General features: G+C 63.1%; 15 protein-coding genes. 9 read left to right on the top strand and 6 right to left on the bottom strand.

Annotation, left to right across the window (positions count from 1 at the left end; all coding sequences use genetic code 11):
- Positions 1 to 79 precede the first annotated feature (79 nt).
- The 6 genes from P3T17_RS19115 to P3T17_RS19090 all read left to right on the top strand — a co-directional run bounded on the left by P3T17_RS19115 (position 80) and on the right by P3T17_RS19090 (position 8,393).
- Positions 80 to 1,033 carry an ABC transporter permease gene (locus tag P3T17_RS19115; RefSeq protein ID WP_429408512.1) on the top strand — a complete coding sequence of 318 codons (954 nt, stop codon included), beginning with the start codon at positions 80 to 82 and terminating at the stop codon, positions 1,031 to 1,033.
- 74 nt (positions 1,034 to 1,107) lie between these two features.
- Positions 1,108 to 2,019 (top strand): ABC transporter permease, encoded by a 912-nt coding sequence (locus P3T17_RS19110; protein WP_429408510.1) that lies wholly within the window; start codon positions 1,108 to 1,110, stop codon positions 2,017 to 2,019.
- A gap of 1 nt (position 2,020) precedes the next feature.
- Complete coding sequence (locus P3T17_RS19105; RefSeq protein WP_429408508.1) at positions 2,021 to 3,886, top strand: ABC transporter ATP-binding protein; 1,866 nt, start codon at positions 2,021 to 2,023, stop codon at positions 3,884 to 3,886.
- Positions 3,887 to 3,899: 13 nt separating this feature from the next.
- Complete coding sequence (locus P3T17_RS19100) at positions 3,900 to 5,966, top strand: hydantoinase/oxoprolinase family protein (protein WP_429408506.1); 2,067 nt, start codon at positions 3,900 to 3,902, stop codon at positions 5,964 to 5,966.
- A gap of 13 nt (positions 5,967 to 5,979) precedes the next feature.
- On the top strand, positions 5,980 to 7,974 hold the full coding sequence (locus P3T17_RS19095; RefSeq protein ID WP_429408504.1) for a hydantoinase B/oxoprolinase family protein: 1,995 nt from the start codon (positions 5,980 to 5,982) through the stop codon (positions 7,972 to 7,974).
- Between the two features lie 35 nt (positions 7,975 to 8,009).
- Complete coding sequence (locus P3T17_RS19090) at positions 8,010 to 8,393, top strand: cupin domain-containing protein (protein WP_429286143.1); 384 nt, start codon at positions 8,010 to 8,012, stop codon at positions 8,391 to 8,393.
- Between the two features lie 69 nt (positions 8,394 to 8,462).
- Here the strand turns inward: P3T17_RS19090 and P3T17_RS19085 are convergent, their stop codons facing one another.
- The 6 genes from P3T17_RS19085 to P3T17_RS19060 all read right to left on the bottom strand — a co-directional run bounded on the left by P3T17_RS19085 (position 8,463) and on the right by P3T17_RS19060 (position 15,155).
- A complete protein-coding gene (locus P3T17_RS19085) occupies positions 8,463 to 9,440 on the bottom strand; it encodes a M14 family metallopeptidase (protein WP_429408502.1) in 978 nt (325 codons plus the stop codon).
- A 43-nt stretch (positions 9,441 to 9,483) separates the two neighbouring features.
- Positions 9,484 to 10,965 (bottom strand): NAD-dependent succinate-semialdehyde dehydrogenase, encoded by a 1,482-nt coding sequence (locus tag P3T17_RS19080; RefSeq protein WP_429408500.1) that lies wholly within the window; start codon positions 10,963 to 10,965, stop codon positions 9,484 to 9,486.
- An 82-nt stretch (positions 10,966 to 11,047) separates the two neighbouring features.
- Positions 11,048 to 11,530: an Lrp/AsnC family transcriptional regulator gene (locus tag P3T17_RS19075; protein ID WP_074266378.1), complete on the bottom strand. Its 483-nt coding sequence runs from the start codon at positions 11,528 to 11,530 to the stop codon at positions 11,048 to 11,050.
- Positions 11,531 to 11,713: 183 nt separating this feature from the next.
- Positions 11,714 to 13,093, bottom strand: a complete 1,380-nt coding sequence (locus P3T17_RS19070) for an aspartate aminotransferase family protein (protein WP_429408499.1) — start codon at positions 13,091 to 13,093, stop codon at positions 11,714 to 11,716.
- Positions 13,094 to 13,291: 198 nt separating this feature from the next.
- The gene (locus tag P3T17_RS19065; protein WP_429408497.1) at positions 13,292 to 14,227 is read right to left on the bottom strand and encodes a 2-hydroxyacid dehydrogenase; all 936 of its coding nucleotides are present in this window, start codon (positions 14,225 to 14,227) and stop codon (positions 13,292 to 13,294) included.
- A gap of 64 nt (positions 14,228 to 14,291) precedes the next feature.
- Positions 14,292 to 15,155, bottom strand: a complete 864-nt coding sequence (locus P3T17_RS19060; RefSeq protein WP_074266375.1) for a GNAT family N-acetyltransferase — start codon at positions 15,153 to 15,155, stop codon at positions 14,292 to 14,294.
- A gap of 224 nt (positions 15,156 to 15,379) precedes the next feature.
- Here P3T17_RS19060 and P3T17_RS19055 point away from each other — a divergent pair, with 224 nt between their 5' ends.
- The 3 genes from P3T17_RS19055 to P3T17_RS19045 all read left to right on the top strand — a co-directional run bounded on the left by P3T17_RS19055 (position 15,380) and on the right by P3T17_RS19045 (position 19,292).
- Positions 15,380 to 16,861, top strand: a complete 1,482-nt coding sequence (locus P3T17_RS19055) for an aldehyde dehydrogenase family protein (RefSeq protein ID WP_429408496.1) — start codon at positions 15,380 to 15,382, stop codon at positions 16,859 to 16,861.
- A 433-nt stretch (positions 16,862 to 17,294) separates the two neighbouring features.
- Positions 17,295 to 17,963 carry a haloacid dehalogenase type II gene (locus tag P3T17_RS19050; RefSeq protein ID WP_074266373.1) on the top strand — a complete coding sequence of 223 codons (669 nt, stop codon included), beginning with the start codon at positions 17,295 to 17,297 and terminating at the stop codon, positions 17,961 to 17,963.
- Positions 17,964 to 18,014: 51 nt separating this feature from the next.
- Positions 18,015 to 19,292 carry an NAD(P)/FAD-dependent oxidoreductase gene (locus P3T17_RS19045; RefSeq protein ID WP_429408494.1) on the top strand — a complete coding sequence of 426 codons (1,278 nt, stop codon included), beginning with the start codon at positions 18,015 to 18,017 and terminating at the stop codon, positions 19,290 to 19,292.
- The last annotated feature ends 65 nt before the right edge of the window (positions 19,293 to 19,357 follow it).

Genomic DNA, 19,357 nt, shown 5'->3' with positions numbered 1-19,357 from the left:
GACCGGCTCGCCGGTGGCGCAACAGCGCGACATTGCGTTGCGCCACCGGTCTCTGCAATCCTCGTAGGAGGCCCGTGCGATGAACCAGACCATTGCAGCGCTGATCGTTAGGCGCATTGCGCTGACGCTGCTGATTCTGCTGATCGTGTCGATGATCATCTTCACGATTACCAACCTGCTGCCGGGCGACGCCGCACAAGAGGCGCTCGGCCAGGCGGCGACGCCGGAGACGATTGCGGCATTGCGGCTGCAGTTTGGCCTCGATCAGCCGGCTTACCTGCGTTATCTGCATTGGCTTGCGGGCCTCGTGCGCGGCGACTTCGGCATGTCGCTCTCCGCCAGTCTGCCGGTCAGCGAGATGATTGCCGGCCGTTTGCCGAAATCGCTCGAGCTGGCTGCAATCACGACGCTCGTCTCGGTGCCGATTGCGATCTCGATGGGCATCCTCGCCGCCGTGAAGCGCGGTTCGCTGCTCGATCGCATGATCAGTCTCAGCACGCTGGCGCTGGTGGCGACGCCGGAATTTCTGATCGCGACGTTCGCGGTGCTGGTGTTCGCGGTGAAGCTGCATTGGTTGTCCGCGCTGTCGTACAGCGGCGAGATCGACAGTTTCGAACATTTCATGCGGGCCTATGCGATGCCGGTTATCACGCTGTGCTGCGTGATCATCGCGCAGATGGCGCGCATGACACGAGCGGCTGTGATCGAGCAGCTCGGCTCCTCGTACGTCGAGATGGCGATTCTCAAGGGAGCGCGTCCGGCGCGTGTGGTGCTGCTGCATGCGCTGCCTAACGCGATTGGCCCGATTGCCAATGCGGTGGCGTTAAGTCTGTCGTATCTGCTGGGCGGGGTGATTGTCGTCGAGACGATCTACAACTATCCGGGCCTCGCGCGTCTGATGGTCGATGCGGTCAGCAACCGCGACATGCCGCTGGTGCAGGCCTGCACGCTGATCTTCTGCCTCGGCTATCTGATTCTGGTGCTGCTCGCGGACCTGTGCGCGATCGTTTCCAACCCGAGGCTGCGGACATGAACATTCCTCAATCGTCCCCCGTCGATCCCCGTTCGCCGACGCCTGCTGAAGGGGCGCTCCTTAGGAGTTCCGCCATGCCCGCTCCTCATTCACCCGCGCCGTCCGGCGGTGGTGGCGCTGCGCCGACGCCACCGGTCAGGCGTGCCGCGCGCCGCTTGCCGTCGCTGTCGTTGAGCGGCTGGATCGGCGCTTTCATGGTGGCGCTTGCGCTATTCGTGGCGATTTTCGGGCCGATTCTCGCACCGTATCCGGTGGGCGCGATCGTCACGCAAGATGTGTTCGCGCCGTTCAGCGCTCACTTGCCGCTCGGCTCCGACTACCTGGGTCGCGACATGCTGAGCCGCATTATGTACGGCACGCGTTTGACAGTGCTGCTGGCGTTGGCCGCGGCGCTGTTCGCCGCGCTGTGCGGAACCGGTCTCGGTTTGCTGGCAGCCGTCGCCGGCCGCGCCGTGGACGAGACCATGAGCCGCATACTCGACGCAGTGAGCTCGATTCCCACCAAGATGTTCGCGCTGATGATCGTGGCCGCGTTCGGTTCGTCGCTCACGTTGCTGGTCATCACAGCAGGCATCAGCTATACGCCTGGCGCTTATCGCATTGCGCGCTCGCTGGCTGTGAATATCAGCGCGCTCGAATACGTGCAGGTAGCCAAGGTGCGTGGCGAGAACGCAATCTACATCTGCTGCGTGGAAATCCTGCCGAACATGATTCATCCGATGCTGGCCGACCTCGGCCTGCGTTTCGTGTTCGTGGTGCTATTGCTGAGCAGCCTGAGCTTCCTTGGGCTGGGCGTGCAGCCACCGTATGCGGATCTCGGCTCGCTGGTGCGGGAAAACATCGCCGGTCTCGGTGACGGTGCGCCGGTGGTGCTAATGCCGGCTATTGCCATTGCGATCCTGACGGTCGGCGTCAATCTGCTGATCGACGGGCTGCCTGGGCGTGGCAAGCGTCTGCGTTTGCGCCGTGCCGCGGAGGCTCGCTGAGATGAATACGACAACCGACAACCTGGTTGAAGTGCGCGGACTGCGCGTGGTGGGCAGCAGTGAAGGGCGGCCCGAAACGACCATCGTCCACGACATCGACTTTACGGTCGCACGCGGCGAGGTGCTCGCGCTGATCGGCGAATCCGGCTCGGGCAAGACGACGATTGCACTTTCGCTGATGGGTCACGCGCGTACCGGCTGCCGTATTGCGGGCGGCTCTATCCGCGTTGGCGACGCAGATGTGCGCTCGCTGTCACCCAACGCGCTGGCTTCGCTGCGCGGTCGCAAGGTTGCCTATATTGCGCAAAGTGCAGCGGCGGCGTTCAACCCGGCGCGTACGATTCTCGATCAGGTGATCGAAAGCGCGCTGATTCATCGGACCATGAGCAAGGCGGCTGCCCAGGCAAAAGCGATCGAATTGTTCCGCGCGCTGGCGTTGCCGGATCCGGAGCGGATCGGCAAGCGCTATCCGCACCAGGTATCGGGCGGCCAGTTGCAGCGACTGCTGGCGGCGATGGCGCTTATTACGGATCCCGAACTGGTGATTCTCGATGAGCCAACCACCGCGCTCGATGTCACCACGCAGATCGATGTGCTGCAGGCGTTCAAGCGGGTCGTGAAGGAACTCGGAACGACGGCCGTGTACGTGTCGCACGATCTGGCGGTGGTCGCGCAGATGGCCGATCGCATCGTCGTGCTCAGCGATGGCGAGATTCGCGAGGTGGGCAGCACGGCGCAGATTCTCAATGCTCCCGCGCATGCGTACACACAGAGCCTGATCGCGGCGGTCATGCCGACGCCGCGCGGCGCACGTCCGGAAGGACGTGCCGCGGCCGGAGCCGACGAGCGTCCGTTGCTGGAGGTGAAGCGGCTTGTCGCAGGCTACGGCAAGACCGATGCAAAGGGTTATCCGGCGGCACGTATTCTCGACGACGTGGATCTGGTGATCCATCGCGGCAAGACGGTCGGCGTGATCGGCGAGTCCGGGTCCGGCAAGACTACGCTTGCCAAAGTAATTGCAGGGCTGGTGCCGGTAGCGGGCGGTTCGCTGCTGCTCGACGGCGAGCCGATGCCCAAGCGGCTGGATCAGCGCAGCAAGGAGCAGTTCAGGCGCATCCAGATCGTGTTCCAGAACGCGGATACGGCGTTGAATCCGGTGCATACGGTGGAACGGATTTTGTCCCGGCCGCTTGCGTTCTATCACGGCATGAAGGGCGAGCGTGCCCGGCGGCGTGTCGCCGAACTGCTCGATCTGGTGCGACTGCCCGCAGCGCTTGCGACGCGCCGTTCGGGCGAGCTGTCGGGCGGCCAGAAGCAGCGGATCAATCTGGCACGAGCGCTTGCGGCCGAGCCTGATCTGATTCTGTGCGACGAGGTAACGTCCGCACTTGACACCGTGGTAGGCGCGGCGATTCTCGATCTGCTCGCCGACCTGCAACGCAAGCTGGGTGTGTCGTATCTGTTCATTACCCACGACATCGGCAAGATGCGCGCGATCAGCGACGATATCGTCGTGCTGTACTCGGGACATCGCGTCGAAGCGGGCGATCGCGCGGCACTGTGCGCGCCGCCGTTTCATCCGTATGCCGATCTGCTGATTTCATCGGCTCCGGAGTTGCGCACGGGCTGGCTCGATGAGGCCACCATTCGCTGTCACAGCGAATTGCCGCCGATTGGACCCAGCGCGGCGCATTCGGAACTGTGTACGTTTCTCGGGCGCTGTCCGTTGCGCGTCGACGGCTTGTGCAACACCACGGCACCGGCGCGCCGGCAACTGTCGAACGGTGCCGAAGTGCTGTGTCATCGCACGGAGCTCGATCTGACGACCTTGCAGGCCGCAATGGTGCGAGAAGGTACCGTCGTATAACGGGAAAAACTTCATGGCTCTGAGAATCGGTGTTGATATCGGTGGCTCGTTCGCGGACTTTGCAGTACTGAATGATGAAACGGGCGAGCTGAAAACGCTGAAAGTGTTTTCCCGTCCCGATAGCCCTGGCGCCGAAGTTTTACGCGGTATGGAAGGGCTGGCCGAACGCTACGGCATCGATCCGCACGAAGTGGCGTATTTCACGCATGGGACGACGGTGGGCGTCAACGCCGTCGTACAACGCAAGGGTTTGAAGCTCGGCCTGCTTACGACACGTCACTTCGAAGACGTACTCGATATCGCGCGGCTCAAGGGCCCCGATATGTATAACCTGATGTCGAAGCGCCCCGCGCCGCTGGTGCCGCGCGAGCGTGTCTTCGGCATCGTGGAGCGGCTGACCGCGGACGGCACGGTCGAGACGCCCGTGGATGAGGCAAGCGTGCTCGATGCACTCGACAAATTGCGCCGTGCCGGTTGCGAAGGCGTGGTGATATCGCTGCTGCATTCGTATCGCAATCCGGCTCATGAGCACGAGGTTAAGGCCATCCTCGAGCGGGCCATGCCGGATCTCTTCGTTTCATGTTCCTCCGATGTATGGCCAATCATCCGCGAATACGAACGCACCTCGACGGCGGTGATTGGCGGCTATGTGCAGCCGAAGGTGTCGCACTATCTGTCGTCGTTGCAGCGCGCGCTGCGCGAAACCGGCATCGCGGCGGACATGAAGGTCACCAAGTCGAATGGCGGCGTGATGAGCGCCGAAACCGGCAAGACCAATTGCGTGCAGATGATTCTCTCCGGTACGGCGTCCGGCGTGATCGGTGCGGCGTATGTTGCACAGTTGTGCGGCCTGCAGCATTGCATGAGCCTGGACATCGGCGGCACGACGGCTGACGTGGCGCTGATCATCGACGGCGAGCCGCAATACGCAACCGGCGAATATATCGGCGACTTCCAGATTCATATTCCGTCGGTCTCGGTATCTTCGATTGGCGACGGCGGTGGCTCGATTGCGTGGGTCGACGATTTCGGCGTGCTCAAGGTCGGGCCGGAGAGTGCTGGGTCGAACCCCGGCCCGGTGTGCTACGGCCGGGGCGGCACGCGCGCGACGATCACCGATGCCTTCGCCGTGATGGGCGTGATCGGCAATGCGAGCCTCGGCTACAACTCGGTGAAGGTCGATCACGATGCGGCCTGCCGCGCGGTCGAAGTGCTGGCGCAGCGGCTTGGCTCCGATATTTACCGGACCGCGGAAGCGATCGTCAACGTGTCGGTGTCCGGCATGTATGCGGGCGTGAGCCGGATCGTCTCGCGCTTCGGCATCGATCCGCGCACGTTTTCGCTGCTGCCGTTCGGCGGTGCCGGGCCGATGCTCGCGTGCTACTTCGCGCGGGCACTCGGCATGGAGCAGGTGGTTGTGCCGACCACACCGGGCGTGCTCAGTGCGCTGGGCGGTTTGATCGCGGACACCAAGAACGACTTCGTCAAGACCACCTACTACGATCTCGATGCTGCGGCGCTCGAGGCCTTACGCGACGATGCACATGCGCTCGAAACGGCGGCGCGAAGCTGGATGGCCGGTGAAACTGCGTCTCCCAGCGATAAGAGCGACGATCGCCCCGCGCGCATCACGGTCTCGGCGGATATGCGCTACAAGGGCCAATCGTTCGAAATCGACACACCCCTTGAACTGGCATGGCTGCAGGAGCGAAACATTGACGTGCTCAGCGAAGCATTCCACCGCGAGCACGCGCGACTCTATGGCCACAGCGATCTGAAAGCAAAGATTCAGATCGTGGCGCTGCGCCTCGTGATCGCGTCAGTAACCCCCAAGCCAGCCTTGCGACCCATCGAAGCCAGTGAGCAGACGCCGGTGCCGGACGCTTCGGTAAAGGTCTGGATGGACGGCGCGTTCCACGACGCCGCGCTGTTTCACCGCGCCAAACTGCTAGCCGGCCAGCACATAGCCGGACCCGCAGTGATCGCGCAGGACGATTGCACAACCTGCGTGCTGCCTGGTTTCGCGGGACGCGTCGATACCTACGGCAATCTGATACTCACTTACGTTGGCGCGAACTGAACCGGAGCCCGGCATGCAATTCGACAAGGCAGTCCTGCAGATTTTCGCCAACTACTGCGTCGCTGCGGCGGAAAGCATGGCGTACACGCTGGTGCGCACCGCGCATTCGACCTTCGTGAAAGAGACCGAGGACTTCTCGTGCGCGATCACGACGCCGGATGGACACACGTTCGCTTCACCAAAGACGCTTGGCGCGACCTGGTACGTCGGCCTCGATTACGGCCCGGTGATCGGCATGATCGATCATTACGAGCCGGGCGATATCGGCATGACGAACGATGCATACAGCGGTTTCGTCGCTACCCACACGCCGGATATCGTGCTCTGGAAGCCGGTGTTCTACGAAGGTGAGATCGTCTGCTTCGTGGGCGGCCACATTCACAACACCGATATGGGCGGCGCCGTGCCCGCCTCGCTGTCGCGTACGCTGACCGAGATCGAGCAGGAGGGCATCCGCTTTCCGCCCACCAAGATCGTGCGACGCGGCGTGCTCGACGAAGAGCTGCTGCGCATCATGGCTACCAATGTGCGCGTGCCGGACCAGAACGTCGGTGATTTGCATGCGCAACTGGCGTCGCTGCATACGGGCGAGCGGCGCGTGCTGGAGATCATCGAGCGGTTCGGCATCGACGGTTTCAAGGCGGGCATGCAGGCGTTGCTCGATTACTCGGAAGAGCAGGCGCGCACCGTCATGCGCGGCATTCCCGATGGCGAGTATTTCTTCGCCGAATACGCCGACGAAGACTCGGTGCGCGGCAAGCCGATGCGCGTCGCGTTGACGCTGCGTATCCGCGACGGCAGCGTCGAATTCGACTACACCGGTAGCGATCCGCAGTTGCAGTCGTCATTGAACATCCCGACCGGTGGACGCGAACGGCATGCGCTTGCGCTGGTCGGTTTCGTTTATGTGCTGTACACGCTCAACCCGGAGATCCTGCTGAACAGCGGCATGCTGAGAGTAGCGCGCTGCGTGCTGCCTGAAGGCACGGTGGTGAATGCGCAGCGGCCGGCGGCGGTCGGCATGCGCAGCCTGACCTGCAAGCTGCTGCATTTGCTGACCTTCGGTGCTTTCTCGCAGGCCATTCCTGAGCGGCTCGCCGCTTGCCCCGCAGGCGGCCTGTCGATCCTCAGCGTCAAGACAATGGACCGGCACGGCAGTACGGTCATGGCGTCGATTGGACCTATTGGTGGCGGCGCCGGAGGCATGTCGTTCGATGATGGCGAAGACGGCTCTGGTGCGAACAACGCGTTTTTGCGCAACACGCCTGTGGAGATCAACGAGGCTGAGGTGCCGATCCGTATCACGCGTTACGGCGTGGCGCCCGGTTCAGGTGGCGCAGGACAATTTCGCGGCGGCCAGGGGCTGGTGATGGAATTCAAGGTCTTCTCGCCAAACACGCTCGTCACTGCTCGCAACCGCGACCGCACGCACTTTGCCTCATGGGGCGTTCGCGGCGGCCATGCCGGCGCGAACGCGCGGTTCACCAGGAACCCCGACATGCCGCAGGCGGAGCAACTCGGCAACACGGACCTGGTGATCTGCAATCCGGGCGACGTGATCCGGCTGATTGGTGCGGGAGCAGGAGGATACGGCAGGCCTATCGATCGCGACGTTCGGCGAGTGTGCGAAGACGTGCAACGCGGCTATGTCACGGCACAGGAAGCGCGCGAGGTTTATGCCGTGGCGATTGCCGACGGCGAGATCGACTCTGCTGAAACGGCTGTGTTGCGCGAGCAGGCTCATGCGATGGCGCGCAATACGCCGGTGCCTGCGTTCGAGTTTGGCCCTTACCGTGAAGCTTTCGAAGTGAAGTGGACGCGCGAACGCTATGCCGCGCTCACACATATTTTGTCAGGCGTACCTGTGCAATGGCGCTATTTCATCAAGCATCGGATTTTCGATGTACTAGATGCGCGTGTCGAAACGCAAGGTGCGGACGCCGAGGTGATCGAGCAGATCTTTGCGGAGCTCTGTGCTTCGTGGCCCGAGTTGCGTCGCGCGAGTTAACCGAATCGATTTACTGTAAAAGAGAGAACCCGTCCATGTCGCAGTCTTTATCAGTTAGTTCCGTGCAGAGTTTTTGTTTCGGCGAGCCGCAGGGCGAAGGCACACTGCTTTCGCTGAGCCCGGAGCGTTTGTTGCGCGGTCAGCCCGAGCGCCGCGATTGGCCTGTATTCGAGCGCGGCGACGGCAAGATCAGCACCGGCATCTGGAGCGGCACAGCAGGTGCGTGGCGGATCGATTTCCCCGAAGGACAGTTCGAGTTTTTCCACGTGCTGTCGGGCATTGGCGCGATCGTGCCGGATGAAGGCGAACGCAAACCGTTCGGCCCGGGCGATGCTGTGATGGTGCCGGAAGGTTTTCGCGGCGTGTTCGAAGTGACCGAGAAAGTCACGAAGCAGTATATGTTTGTGCAGAATATCTGAGTGACGCGGCGCGAAGCGGCGCCGCTGTTAGCGGCATCGCTTCACGCCTCTCGCGATAGACAACGGCACTCAGTTGTCGAGCAATTGCCCCAACCGCACCACCGTTACCCCAGGCCTGAGCTGTCGCAACGACGGCATCACCAGCACGCAATTGTCATAAGGCGTAACCACCGGTTCACCCTCGTTCCAGCCAATCACAGCGCCCGCTTTGGGGAATGTCTCCAAGCCGGTGTAAGCATCTGCAAAGCGGAAGTCCATACTCTTTGCCACTACGGGCTCCGTGACACGAATCACACGCATGGCAGCCGGTTTCGGTGCAAACCAGTCAGCGGGTAGGTCGGCTTCATCGAGTACGCCGGATAGCACCAGGAAGCGCGCCGTGCAGTCCTTCGCCACTACCACCGACGACGGCTCCCAATGCTGGCCGCACTCCACCAGCAGCGCGTTGCGTGTGCTTTGCGGATCGCCGAAGTCGGCATAGTCGCGCATGCGACGCCCTTCCGGATGACCTTCGTCGCTGATCACGGTAGCAGGGGCACCCAGTGCGCGGGACAACGCGATGCCTTTCTCCAGCGGACCTGACACGATCAGCGGCGCACTACGCTCATGCATCGAATGCAGGTCGAGCAATGCGTCAACGGTATCGATCACAGGACGCAACGCTCGTGCGCGGCGCAGCTCGCTCGAATCCGTGCTCGTGTCATCGAGTTTCGCCGCGGTCCATACCCGGTTGAAATCCTGATCGACGAAGCGCGATGCATCCGGCTTCGAAGCGTCGAAAGTCAGGTAAGCCTCGACGTTCGAAAACGCCAGTGTGAGCTTGCCGCGGCGCGGCCGCACGCCGAGATCGAGCAACCCCTTGACCGTGATCGCGCCGCACACTTCGTTGCCGTGCGTCAGCGCGTTGATCATCACGTGCGAGCCGGGCAGGCCGCTGTCGAACGTGTAGACATACGGAATGCCGGTATTGCCCGCGGCATAGCCGCTCAGGTCGGGGAATTCGACGTCGACCGGGTAGGCGTGGTCCTGCGGTGAGTGGGTTGTCATGTGAGAGTCCATTCGCAGTCGATAAAGGGCCTTTATCCAGGATTCAGGCAAGGCCGCCCTGGCAAAGGTATTTGATGTGCTGGTAGTCGTCGAGACCGTAGCGCGAACCTTCGCGGCCATAGCCCGACTCCTTCACGCCGCCGAACGGCGCCGCCTCGCTCGCGACGGCGCCCTCGTTGATGCCGATCACGCCGCTTTCGAGCCGTCCGGCGACGCGCCAGATGCGCCGCACATCGCTGGAATAGAAGTATGCCGCGAGTCCGAAAGGCGTGTCGTTGGCTTCGCGCAGAACGTCGGCGTCGTTATCGAAGCGAAACAGCGGCGCAACCGGGCCGAAGGTCTCTTCGCGGAACAGCGCCATGTCGCGGTTGGCGTCGCCGATTACCGTGGGGGCGTAGTAGTGTGGACCGTCCAGCCCGTCACCTTGCAGGCGACGGCCGCCGGTCAGCACTACGGCGCCATGCGCCAGCGCGTCCTGCACGTGACGCTCGATCTTGTCGACCGCACGGGCATTGATCATCGGGCCGATCTGCGAGTCGTCGCGCGTGGCGGGCCCTACCCGGAGGGCGGCAACACGGTCCACCAGTTTGCGCACGAACGCGTCGTAGATGCCGTTTTGCACATACACCCGGTTCGGGCACACGCAGGTCTGGCCACCGTTGCGAAACTTCGAGGCCATCAGGCCGTCGACTGCGGCGTCGAGATCCGCATCGTCGAAAACGATAAACGGCGCGTTGCCACCCAATTCCAGCGAGAGTTTCTTGAGCGTATCAGCCGATTCGCGCGCCAGGTGCTTGCCCACAGGCGTCGATCCAGTGAACGTGATTTTGCGCACACGTGAATCGGCGAGCCAGTTAGAAACGGCTGCCGGCGTGTGTTCGCGCGAGGCGGTCACGACGTTCAGCACGCCAGCCGGCAGGCCGGCCTCTTCGGCGAGACGAGCCAGCGCGAGAGCGGTAAGGGGCGTGTCTTCCGCGGGCTTGGCGACCACCGTACAGCCGGCGGCCAGCGCCGGCGCGATCTTGCGGGCGATCATCGCGAGCGGGAAATTCCACGGCGTGATGGCGGCGACCACGCCGACCGGTTCTTTGATCGCCATCATCCGCTTACCGGGCATCAAGGCGGGAATCATGTCGCCGTAGCTGCGTACGGCCTCTTCCGCAAACCATTCCACATACGACGCGCCATACGCCACCTCGCCGCGCGCTTCGGCGAGCGGCTTGCCCTGCTCGCGCGAGATGATGCGCGCGAGGTCCTCGCTATTGGCGACGATCGCCGCATGCCAGCGCTTGAGAAACTGCGCACGTTCGCGGGCTGTACGCTCGCGCCAGCCATCGAAAGCGGCGTGCGCTGCGTCGGTGGCGGCCTGGGCGTCGGCGTCGCTGCTGTCGGGCACGCTCGTAAATTCGCTTCCGCTAGCCGGATCGCTGACGGCATAGCGCGCGCCATCAATAGCATCGCGCCACTCGCCATTGATGAAGTTGTGCGAGCGGGAAAGTTCTGGACGATGGAGTGTGAGTGGCATGGCGAACGCCTGCAAGAATGAGTTCAGGATAACGAAATAGAAAGCCGGGAAAGCAGCACAAGATCATGCCGCGCCCATTCCTTCAATCAGTCAACGGAAACAGGCTTTCAATCGGATAGTGGTTCTTCACGAACGGCGACTTGATCACCACATAGCTGAAGTACTTTTCAATGCCGATGTTACGTTCCAGCAGATTCTCCATCACGCTCTGGTAATGCACGACGCTGCGCGTGACGAACTTGAGCAGATAGTCGTAGCCGCCGCTGACAAGGTGGCATTCGGCGATCTCATCCACGGTGCGGATGCTGGCCTCGAACTTGGCAAAGTCTTCGCGCCGATGGTCCTGCAAGGTCACTTCGGTAAACACGAGCTGGATGTCGCCGAGCTTGTTGAGCTGCAGATGTGCGCCGTAGCCCGCAATGTACCCGGCCTTCTCAAGACGCTTTACGCGAATCAGGCACGGGCTCGGCGAGAGGCCGACCGCATCCGCGAGGTCGACGTTGGTTATTCGGCCCTTCTTTTGGAGCTGGGACAGGATGCGCAGATCGATGCGGTCCAGCTTCATTGAACTAGCGTTGGTTGACACGGAGGCGATGACCTATGGAAGCGCGGCGACGGAACTATCGTAGCACGCTCCGACATGAAAAAATTTCACGGCAAACCCGTACGCAGCAAGCCTTTCGACGCATTACGCAGCCGCGCCGCGAGGCTGCCGCGCGATGCCCGAGATCAAGCCTCGGGCACGACCTCAGGCAAGACTGGCGCGTACTTCGGGCGCTTCCAGCACCGTATCGAGCGTTTTGCGCAGGCGTTCGAACATCACGTCGAATTCCTCGCGCGTGTAGCAGAGCGCCGGCGCGAAGCCGAGGATGTTGTCGTTGAAGGCGCGGAAGATCAGGCCGTTGCGATAGGCGGTGGTGGCGATCCGCTCGCTCAGGTTCAGTGCAGGGTCGAAGCGGCGCCTGGTGGCTTTGTCCGACACCAGTTCGAGCGCGCCGAGCAGGCCGCGGCTGCGGGCGTCGCCCACCAGCGGATGGTCGAGCAGGTCGCGCAGGCCCGCTTCGAAGCGCGGCGCCTGAGCCACGCCGTTCGCCAGCAGGCCGCCTTCGTGATAGAGCCGCAGCACTTCGAGACCGATGGCCGCGCTCACAGGATGCGCCGAATAGGTCTGACCATGGCCCACGGCTGAACCGGTGCCTGCACCATCGGCAATGCCGTTGTAGACCTCGTCGGACATCAGCACGGCGCCCATCGGCGCATAGCCCGCGGTGAGGCCCTTCGCCACCGTCATCAGATCCGGCTCGACGTCTTCGCCAGCACAGGCGAACAACGGGCCGGTGCGGCCGAAGCCGGTGATGACTTCATCGGCGACGAACAGGATATCGAGTTCGCGGCATGCGTCGCGCATCGCCTTGAGCCAGCCTTTCGGCGGCACGATCACGCCGCCCGAGCCCTGGATCGGCTCGCAGAAGAACGCGGCGACGCGTTCGGCGCCGAGCGCTGCGACCTTCGCGCGCAGCGCGGCAACCGACGCATCGATCACCGCTTGCGGATCGTTGCTCGTTTCGCTGCGATACAGATACGGCGAAGGAATGTAATGCTGGTTCGGCAAAGGAAGATCGAAGTTCTGATGAAACACGCCGAGTGCCGTCAGCCCCGCACCCACGGACGACGATCCGTGATACCCGCGCTCCAGCGCAATGAACTGCTTTTTCTGCGGCCGGCCGGTGGCGTTGTAGAAGTTCGTGATGTAGCGGACTGCCGCGTCCACCGCATCCGAGCCGCCCAGCGTGAAATACACGTGACGCAGCGAGGCGGGCGCCAGTTCAACCAGTTGTTCAGCAAGCCTGATCGCCGGTTCGCAGCCGAAATGGAAATAACCGGTGGCGTAGGGCAAGCGCGTCATCTGTTCGGTCGCGACGCGCACGATGCTCTCGTGACCGTAGCCGGTATTCACGCACCACAGACCGGAGAATGCGTCGAGCAGTTCGTTGCCCTCGCTATCGCGCAGCCATGCGCCACGGCCCGATTCGAGAATGGTCACGCCGCGCTTCTCGTGAGCACGCATGCTGGCAACCGGGTGGATCAGATGTTTGCGGTCGGATTCGATCAGTGAGGACGTGGACATGGTATGGGGTGCGTGAGTTGTGCGCGCAGCAATGCACGGAGTGCCGGAAAGGTGCGCGCAACGCGTGCCGCGAGCGCGAACCGCATGCAAACCATGGTAGCGGGACAGAAACAACGAAGACGCTGGGATTCGCCGCTGCTGGAAGGTGGGAATTGTGTTTTTGCAGGCGGCGCAGCATTTTGTGCTGCGCTGGCGCGCTCAATATCCGCGGGCGCGGTCCACCTGACCGATCAGCGGCTCGCCTTCGCGGTGGCGGCGCAGGTTGTCGAGCACGACTTCGACCGCGCTGTCCGGCTGCGTCACGCTGGCAATGTGCGGCGTCAGCATGACGCGCGGGTGATGCCATAGCGGATGATCCGCAGCTAACGGCTCGGGGTCCGCCACGTCCAGCACGGCGGCGCTCAGTTGCCCGCTTTCGAGCGCCTCTAGCAGATGATCCTGCTGCAGATGACCGCCGCGGCCTGTGTTGATCAGCGCGGCCCCGCGTGGCAATTGCGCAAACAGATCGCGGTTCAGGATATGCCGCGTTGCGGCCGTCAGCGGCAGCAGGCAGATCAGAATATCGGTGCGGGCGAGAAATTGCGGCAGCGTGTCGGCGCCCGCGAAACATTCGATCCCGTCGAGCTCGCGCGGCGAACGGCTCCAGCCGGCGCAGGGAAAGCCAAAACTGGCAAGGCGCGTCAGCACGGCCTCACCCAGTACACCGAGACCGAGCACGCCGACGCGCCGCTCGCCTGCGACGCGGGTGCGCACCGGCTGCCAGCGGCCTTCGCGTTGCTGCGCCGCATAGGTGAGCCAGTCGCGGTGCAGCGCCAGCGTGGCGAGCGTCGTGTATTCGACCATCCCCGCCACGATGCCCGGTTCGATCATCCGAACTACCGGCAGGTGCGCAGGAATGGCCGACAGATCGAACTGGTCGATCCCGGCACCCACCGAAAACACCAGTTCCAGATTGGGAAAGGCTGTGGCGAGATCGCGCGGCGGTTCCCAGACGGCGAGGTAGCGCACGGCGTGGGCGTCGTCGCCTGAACTGCCGTCCGGCCAAATGCGGAAGGGGATGTCGGGGGCTTTCTCGGCAAAGAGGCGCGCCCATTGGGCGCCGCGCACGGTGTCGGCCTTGTAGAGGAAGGTCATCTCGCGGGGTCCTGGGCGTCGTCGTTTGGGGAGGGCGGTGAGGATCTTTGGAGGCCTATAGCGCCTAACCGAGCGCCTGGTTGGTGATGGCGAAAACGCGTACGTCGCTTTCAGGCTGGGGCGCGGCGCCCCGCACCATGGTGACGACTGCATCCACCTGTTGCAGTCCGAGACCGTCGAGCCAGTCGGACAGACCTGAGTTACCGTCGACGTCGATACGCACGAACTTGCCTTCGTTCGATCCAACCAGGTGGCTGATCAGCGCCTGGGCGCCTTCGATATGCGGCGCCACCAGCGGCCCGATCACATGACCGCGGCCGAAGCGGCGCATCAGCGCGAAGCCAACCGGTTCGCCGTCGCGATCGAGCACGACACCTTCCGCCACGTTCAGCAACGCGCCCAGCACCTGCGTGCGGTCATAGCCTGCCGCGCGGTTTAACAGGGCCGAGAGCCGGCCCGGATCGCGCGCGCCGAGCGGACGGATCCGTTCGCCGGGCGCCAGTTGCACGGCCGGCGGATGCGCGCCACCCGTGCCCTGGTGTTGATGGATGCTGCCGATAGCCTTGAAGCCGAACTTTTCGTAGAGCGGCTGGCCGGCCGGCGTCGCGTTCAGGAAGGTGGTGCGCTCGCCGAGCGCGTCCATCGTGCGGGTCATCAGATCGCGGCCGATGCCGCGGCCTTGCTGTTCGGGAGCGACGATCACCATGCCGAGCGAGGCGTGATCCGCACCGAATTTCCAGTGCAACGCGGTGCCGAGCAGGGTGCCGTGGTCCTCGGCGCCGACGCCCGTGCCCAGGTTCAGCGCGAATTCCCAGTCTTCGCGGCGATGCGGCCATTTGACCGCCACGGACAGTTCGTGCGCGGCGGGCAGATCGCCGGCCGTCAGCGGACGAAACCGGACAGGTGCTCCAGCAAGCGGTTCAGTCACTTTCCACTCCTCTTCAATATGCCTGCGTAATGTCGCACCGGCAAAATACTGCGGCTAGGACGATCTTATTGCGCGAGCCGCACCGTGGGAATACCGCACGCTGCGCTGCGCACAGCCCTCATAACGCGTGCTCCGCGCGGTCGTGGCCGGTCATCATGGCAGCAAATGCTGCGCTATCGCCCGTACCATGATTCGAATCTCGTCTGCGACCTGGAATGGACACAATGGACAGCTTCGATCCCGCTCTGATTGCCGTACGCGGCGCGCACTTCATAGGTGGCCGCTACGTGGACGGCGCCGCTGCACTCGACGTCACGCGCCCCTCGGACGGCGCAGTCTACGCGGATCTGCCGATCGCCGACGCCGATCTGGTGGATCGTGCTGTCGAGGATGCCTGGCACGCCTTCAAGACCAGCGACTGGGCTCGCTGCGCGCCGCGCGAACGGGCGCGCACGCTGCGCCGCTGGGCCGAATTGATCGAGGCGGATGTGGACACGCTGGCGCGTCTGGAGTCGGTCGGCTCGACCCGGCCCATTCGCGATGCCGCCGCGTGGGATGTGCCGTTCACCGCCGAAGGTATCCGCTTCTACTCCGAATTCGCCGACAAGATCGGTGGCGAGGTGGCAGCGACGCGACCCGATCATCTTGGCATGATCATCGCCGAGCCGTACGGTGTGATCGGCGCGATCGCGCCGTGGAATTTCCCGCTGGTGATGGCGTCCTGGAAAATCGCCCCAGCGCTTGCAGCGGGCAATGCGGTGGTGCTGAAGCCGTCGGAGATGACGCCGTTTTCGGTGCTGCGTTTGGCCGAACTCGCGATCGAAGCCGGCATCCCGCCGGGCATCTTCAATGTCGTGCAAGGCGACGGGCGCGTCACGGGCGACGCACTGGTGCGTCATCCGAAGATCGCCAAAGTGACCTTCACCGGCTCGAGCCAGACCGGTGCGGCCATCATGACGGCCTGCGCGCAGACCGGCACCAAGCCTGTGACGCTGGAGCTTGGCGGCAAGAGTCCGCAAGTCGTGTTCGCGGATGCGCCCGATCTCGATCTGGTGGCGCGCCGTATCGCCGGTGCGATTGCCGGCAATGCGGGGCAGGTGTGCGTGGCGGGTTCGCGCTTGATCGTCGAACGTTCGGCTGCGCCGCGTCTGATCGACGGTATTGCCTCCGCGTTCGCTGCGTTGAAACCGGGGCACACGTGGGCCGCAGGCACGACGCTGCCGCCGATCATCTCGGCCAAGCAGGCACAGCGTATCGACGGCATCGTCGCGCGTAGCGTCGGGCAGGGCGCACAGATTGCCGCGGGCGGCACGCGCCTGCCGGTGGCTGGTGAGGGGGCCTTCTACGCGCCGACCATCCTGACCAACGTGACTGCAGACTCCGAGGCTGTGCGCGAAGAAGTGTTCGGGCCCGTGCTCACGGTGCAGACCTTCGATGACGAAGACGAGGCGCTCGCGCTCGCCAGCCACGAGAAATACGGTCTTGCGTCGGGCGTTCATACGGCCGATCTGAGCCGCGCGCTACGTGCCATGCGTAGCATCGAAGCGGGCACGGTGTGGATCAACCGCTATGGGCGTACTTCCGATTTTGTGATTCCCACTGGTGGCTACAAGCAATCCGGACTCGGCAAGGATCTCGGCCGCCAGGCGTTTGAAGCGAATCTGCGTTTCAAGAGCGTGCTGATCGATCTGAATCAGGGGGCTTGAATCTGCGTGCGGGCGTGGCTTTCACGCGCGTCGATTTCAGCTCATACATAAGCCCTGCTGCGCGTAGCACGATGTGCTGCTAAAGCGCCATCTATAGCGTCCAATACGGCCGCGTCGGTCTCCGATGCGGCCGTTGTCGTTTATGTCGTCGCCTGGCGATCGCCGTCGCGGACCCCGTGAAGCCTTGATTAGCCCGGTTGAGAGCGCCCGCGTAAGGGCATACCCGGGTCGACGAAATGCTGTTCTGAGCCCCTTCAGCGGATGCCGCATACTGTGCTGCGAGCGCAGCGAAAAACGGCGGATTGTGTGTTCAGCGCCGTCCATAACACGACAACCCGCATTTTTTGGGGTGGTGTAATTCTCTTCAAGCAGCCGTCGCCGCGCGTGCAGTGACTGCTTTCCCGCTGACTATTGCCCACCACAGGACATAGACATGACCCGCTTCAGGCCCAAATACATCACCTTCGACTGCTACGGTACGCTGACCCGTTTCCGCATGGGCGACATGGCCCGCGAAATTTTTGCCGACCGCGTCAGCGCCGACCATATGGATCAGTTCGTGCGCGACTTCTCGGCGTTTCGCCTTGACGAAGTGCTCGGCGCCTGGAAGCCGTATCAGGAAGTCGTGAAGAACGCCGTGCGCCGCACGCTCAAGCGCTGGAATCTCGCCTACGACGACGCCGAAGCCCAACGTTTCTACGACGCCGTCCCGACCTGGGGGCCGCACGCGGATGTGCCGGAAGGTCTTGCCAAGGTCGCGAAGGAAATCCCGCTGGTGATTCTGTCGAACGCATCGAACGACCAGATCCAGAGCAATGTCGACAAGCTCGGCGCACCGTTTCATGCTGTGTTCACAGCGCAAATGGCACAAGCGTACAAGCCGCGTCTGCAAGCGTTCGAATATATGCTGGACAACCTCGGCTGCGGCCCGGAAGACATCCTGCATGTGTCGTCGAGCCTGCGCTACGACCTGATGTCGGCCAACGATCTCGGCATCAAGAACAAGGTGTTTGTCGCGCGCGGTCATGAACCGTCCACGCCGTTCTACAACTACACCGAGATCAAGGACATCGGCGGTCTGGCCGGCGTCGTCGGTCTTTAGGCCTTGTTTGACGCACTGATGCACTGACGCGCTCAAGCGCGAAGGAACCCGATGAAGCTTGATTCGTACTGGCTCGACACTGCGCCGCCGTTTCTGCACGGGCAGCAAGGCCCGCTCGAAGGCGGCTCCGATGTGGTGGTGATCGGCGGCGGCTTTACCGGCCTGTCTGCGGCACTCGAGTTGGCGAAGCGCGGTATTCCGGTGACGGTGCTGGAAGCCGGACGCATAGCCGGTGAAGCGTCGGGCCGCAACGGCGGCCAGTGCAACACCGGTCTCGCGCACGACTATGCGGCGCTGGCCGAGCGTATCGGTGCGGACAATGCGCGCGATTTCTATCGTGCGTATGAGAGTGCGGTAGGGACGGTGGCGTCGATCGTCAGCGAAGAGAAGATCGATTGCGATTTTTTCCGCGGCGGCAAGATCAAGCTCGCGGCCAAGCCTCAGCACTTCGACAAGCTTGCCAAAAGCTACGAATCGCTATTGCGCAATGTCGATTCGGATGTCGAACTGATTCCTCCGGAACGGATTCGCGAGGAAGTCGGCTCCGATGGTTTTTACGGTGGCCTCGTGCAGCGCAACGGTGCGCAGATGCATATGGGCAAGTTTGGCGTGGGCCTTGCGAATGCCGCTGTCAAACACGGCGCGCGCATTTTTGAGTACACACCGGTGACGGGCCTCAAGCGCCTCGAAGGCGAACGTTACGAAGTGGCCACCGAGTTCGGAAAGATCCGCGCCGGGCGCGTACTGGTTGCTACCGGCGCTTCGCAGATCGGCCCATTGCAGTGGTTCCGGCGCCGCATTGCGCCGGTAGGCAGCTTTATCGTCGTCACCGAACCTTTGACGACCGCACAACTCGACGAGATCGTGCCGAAGCGCCGCGCTTATGTGACCACACGCAACATCGGCAACTACTTTCGCGCGACGGCCGACAACCGTTTGCTGTTCGGCGGTCGCGCCCGTTTTGCCATGTCGAATCCGCGTTCCGACGAAAAGAGCGGCCAGATCCTGCGTGCAGGTCTCGCCAACTACTTTCCGAAACTGGCCGACGTGGGCCTCGATTATTGCTGGGGCGGCCTCGTCGACATGACGGCGGACCGGTTGCCGCGCGCGGGCCAGCATGAGGGACTGTTTTACTCGATGGGCTACAGCGGCCATGGTGTGCAGATGTCGGTGCACATGGGTCGCTTGATGGCCGACGTGATGTTCGGCGCCGCCGCGAGCAACCCATGGCGCAAGCTGGAGTGGCCCGCCATTCCTGGCCATTTCGGCCATGCGTGGTTTCTGCCGCTGGTGGGCGCGTATTACCGTTTGCAGGACATTCTGCATTGAACCGATGCAGGGGCAGTACTGTTGTTTGCCGTAGCAGCGCATCTCGTTGCTACGGTTTTCACCAA

It is taken from the genome of Paraburkholderia sp. GAS82 (assembly GCF_050436285.1).
Lineage (GTDB): Bacteria > Pseudomonadota > Gammaproteobacteria > Burkholderiales > Burkholderiaceae > Paraburkholderia > Paraburkholderia phenazinium_B.
Note: the sequence above shows the minus strand (reverse complement) of the source record. Positions and strands in the feature narration are given on the sequence as shown.

Coding starts and splice junctions, on each gene's coding strand:
- P3T17_RS19050 (WP_074266373.1), top strand. CDS start 17,295: ATGACCCGCTTCAGGCCCAAATACATCACCTTCGACTGCTACGGTACG.
- P3T17_RS19045 (WP_429408494.1), top strand. CDS start 18,015: ATGAAGCTTGATTCGTACTGGCTCGACACTGCGCCGCCGTTTCTGCAC.
- P3T17_RS19075 (WP_074266378.1), bottom strand. CDS start 11,530: ATGAAGCTGGACCGCATCGATCTGCGCATCCTGTCCCAGCTCCAAAAG.
- P3T17_RS19105 (WP_429408508.1), top strand. CDS start 2,021: ATGAATACGACAACCGACAACCTGGTTGAAGTGCGCGGACTGCGCGTG.
- P3T17_RS19100 (WP_429408506.1), top strand. CDS start 3,900: ATGGCTCTGAGAATCGGTGTTGATATCGGTGGCTCGTTCGCGGACTTT.
- P3T17_RS19085 (WP_429408502.1), bottom strand. CDS start 9,440: ATGACAACCCACTCACCGCAGGACCACGCCTACCCGGTCGACGTCGAA.
- P3T17_RS19090 (WP_429286143.1), top strand. CDS start 8,010: ATGTCGCAGTCTTTATCAGTTAGTTCCGTGCAGAGTTTTTGTTTCGGC.
- P3T17_RS19055 (WP_429408496.1), top strand. CDS start 15,380: ATGGACAGCTTCGATCCCGCTCTGATTGCCGTACGCGGCGCGCACTTC.
- P3T17_RS19095 (WP_429408504.1), top strand. CDS start 5,980: ATGCAATTCGACAAGGCAGTCCTGCAGATTTTCGCCAACTACTGCGTC.
- P3T17_RS19070 (WP_429408499.1), bottom strand. CDS start 13,093: ATGTCCACGTCCTCACTGATCGAATCCGACCGCAAACATCTGATCCAC.
- P3T17_RS19065 (WP_429408497.1), bottom strand. CDS start 14,227: ATGACCTTCCTCTACAAGGCCGACACCGTGCGCGGCGCCCAATGGGCG.
- P3T17_RS19080 (WP_429408500.1), bottom strand. CDS start 10,965: ATGCCACTCACACTCCATCGTCCAGAACTTTCCCGCTCGCACAACTTC.
- P3T17_RS19115 (WP_429408512.1), top strand. CDS start 80: ATGAACCAGACCATTGCAGCGCTGATCGTTAGGCGCATTGCGCTGACG.
- P3T17_RS19110 (WP_429408510.1), top strand. CDS start 1,108: ATGCCCGCTCCTCATTCACCCGCGCCGTCCGGCGGTGGTGGCGCTGCG.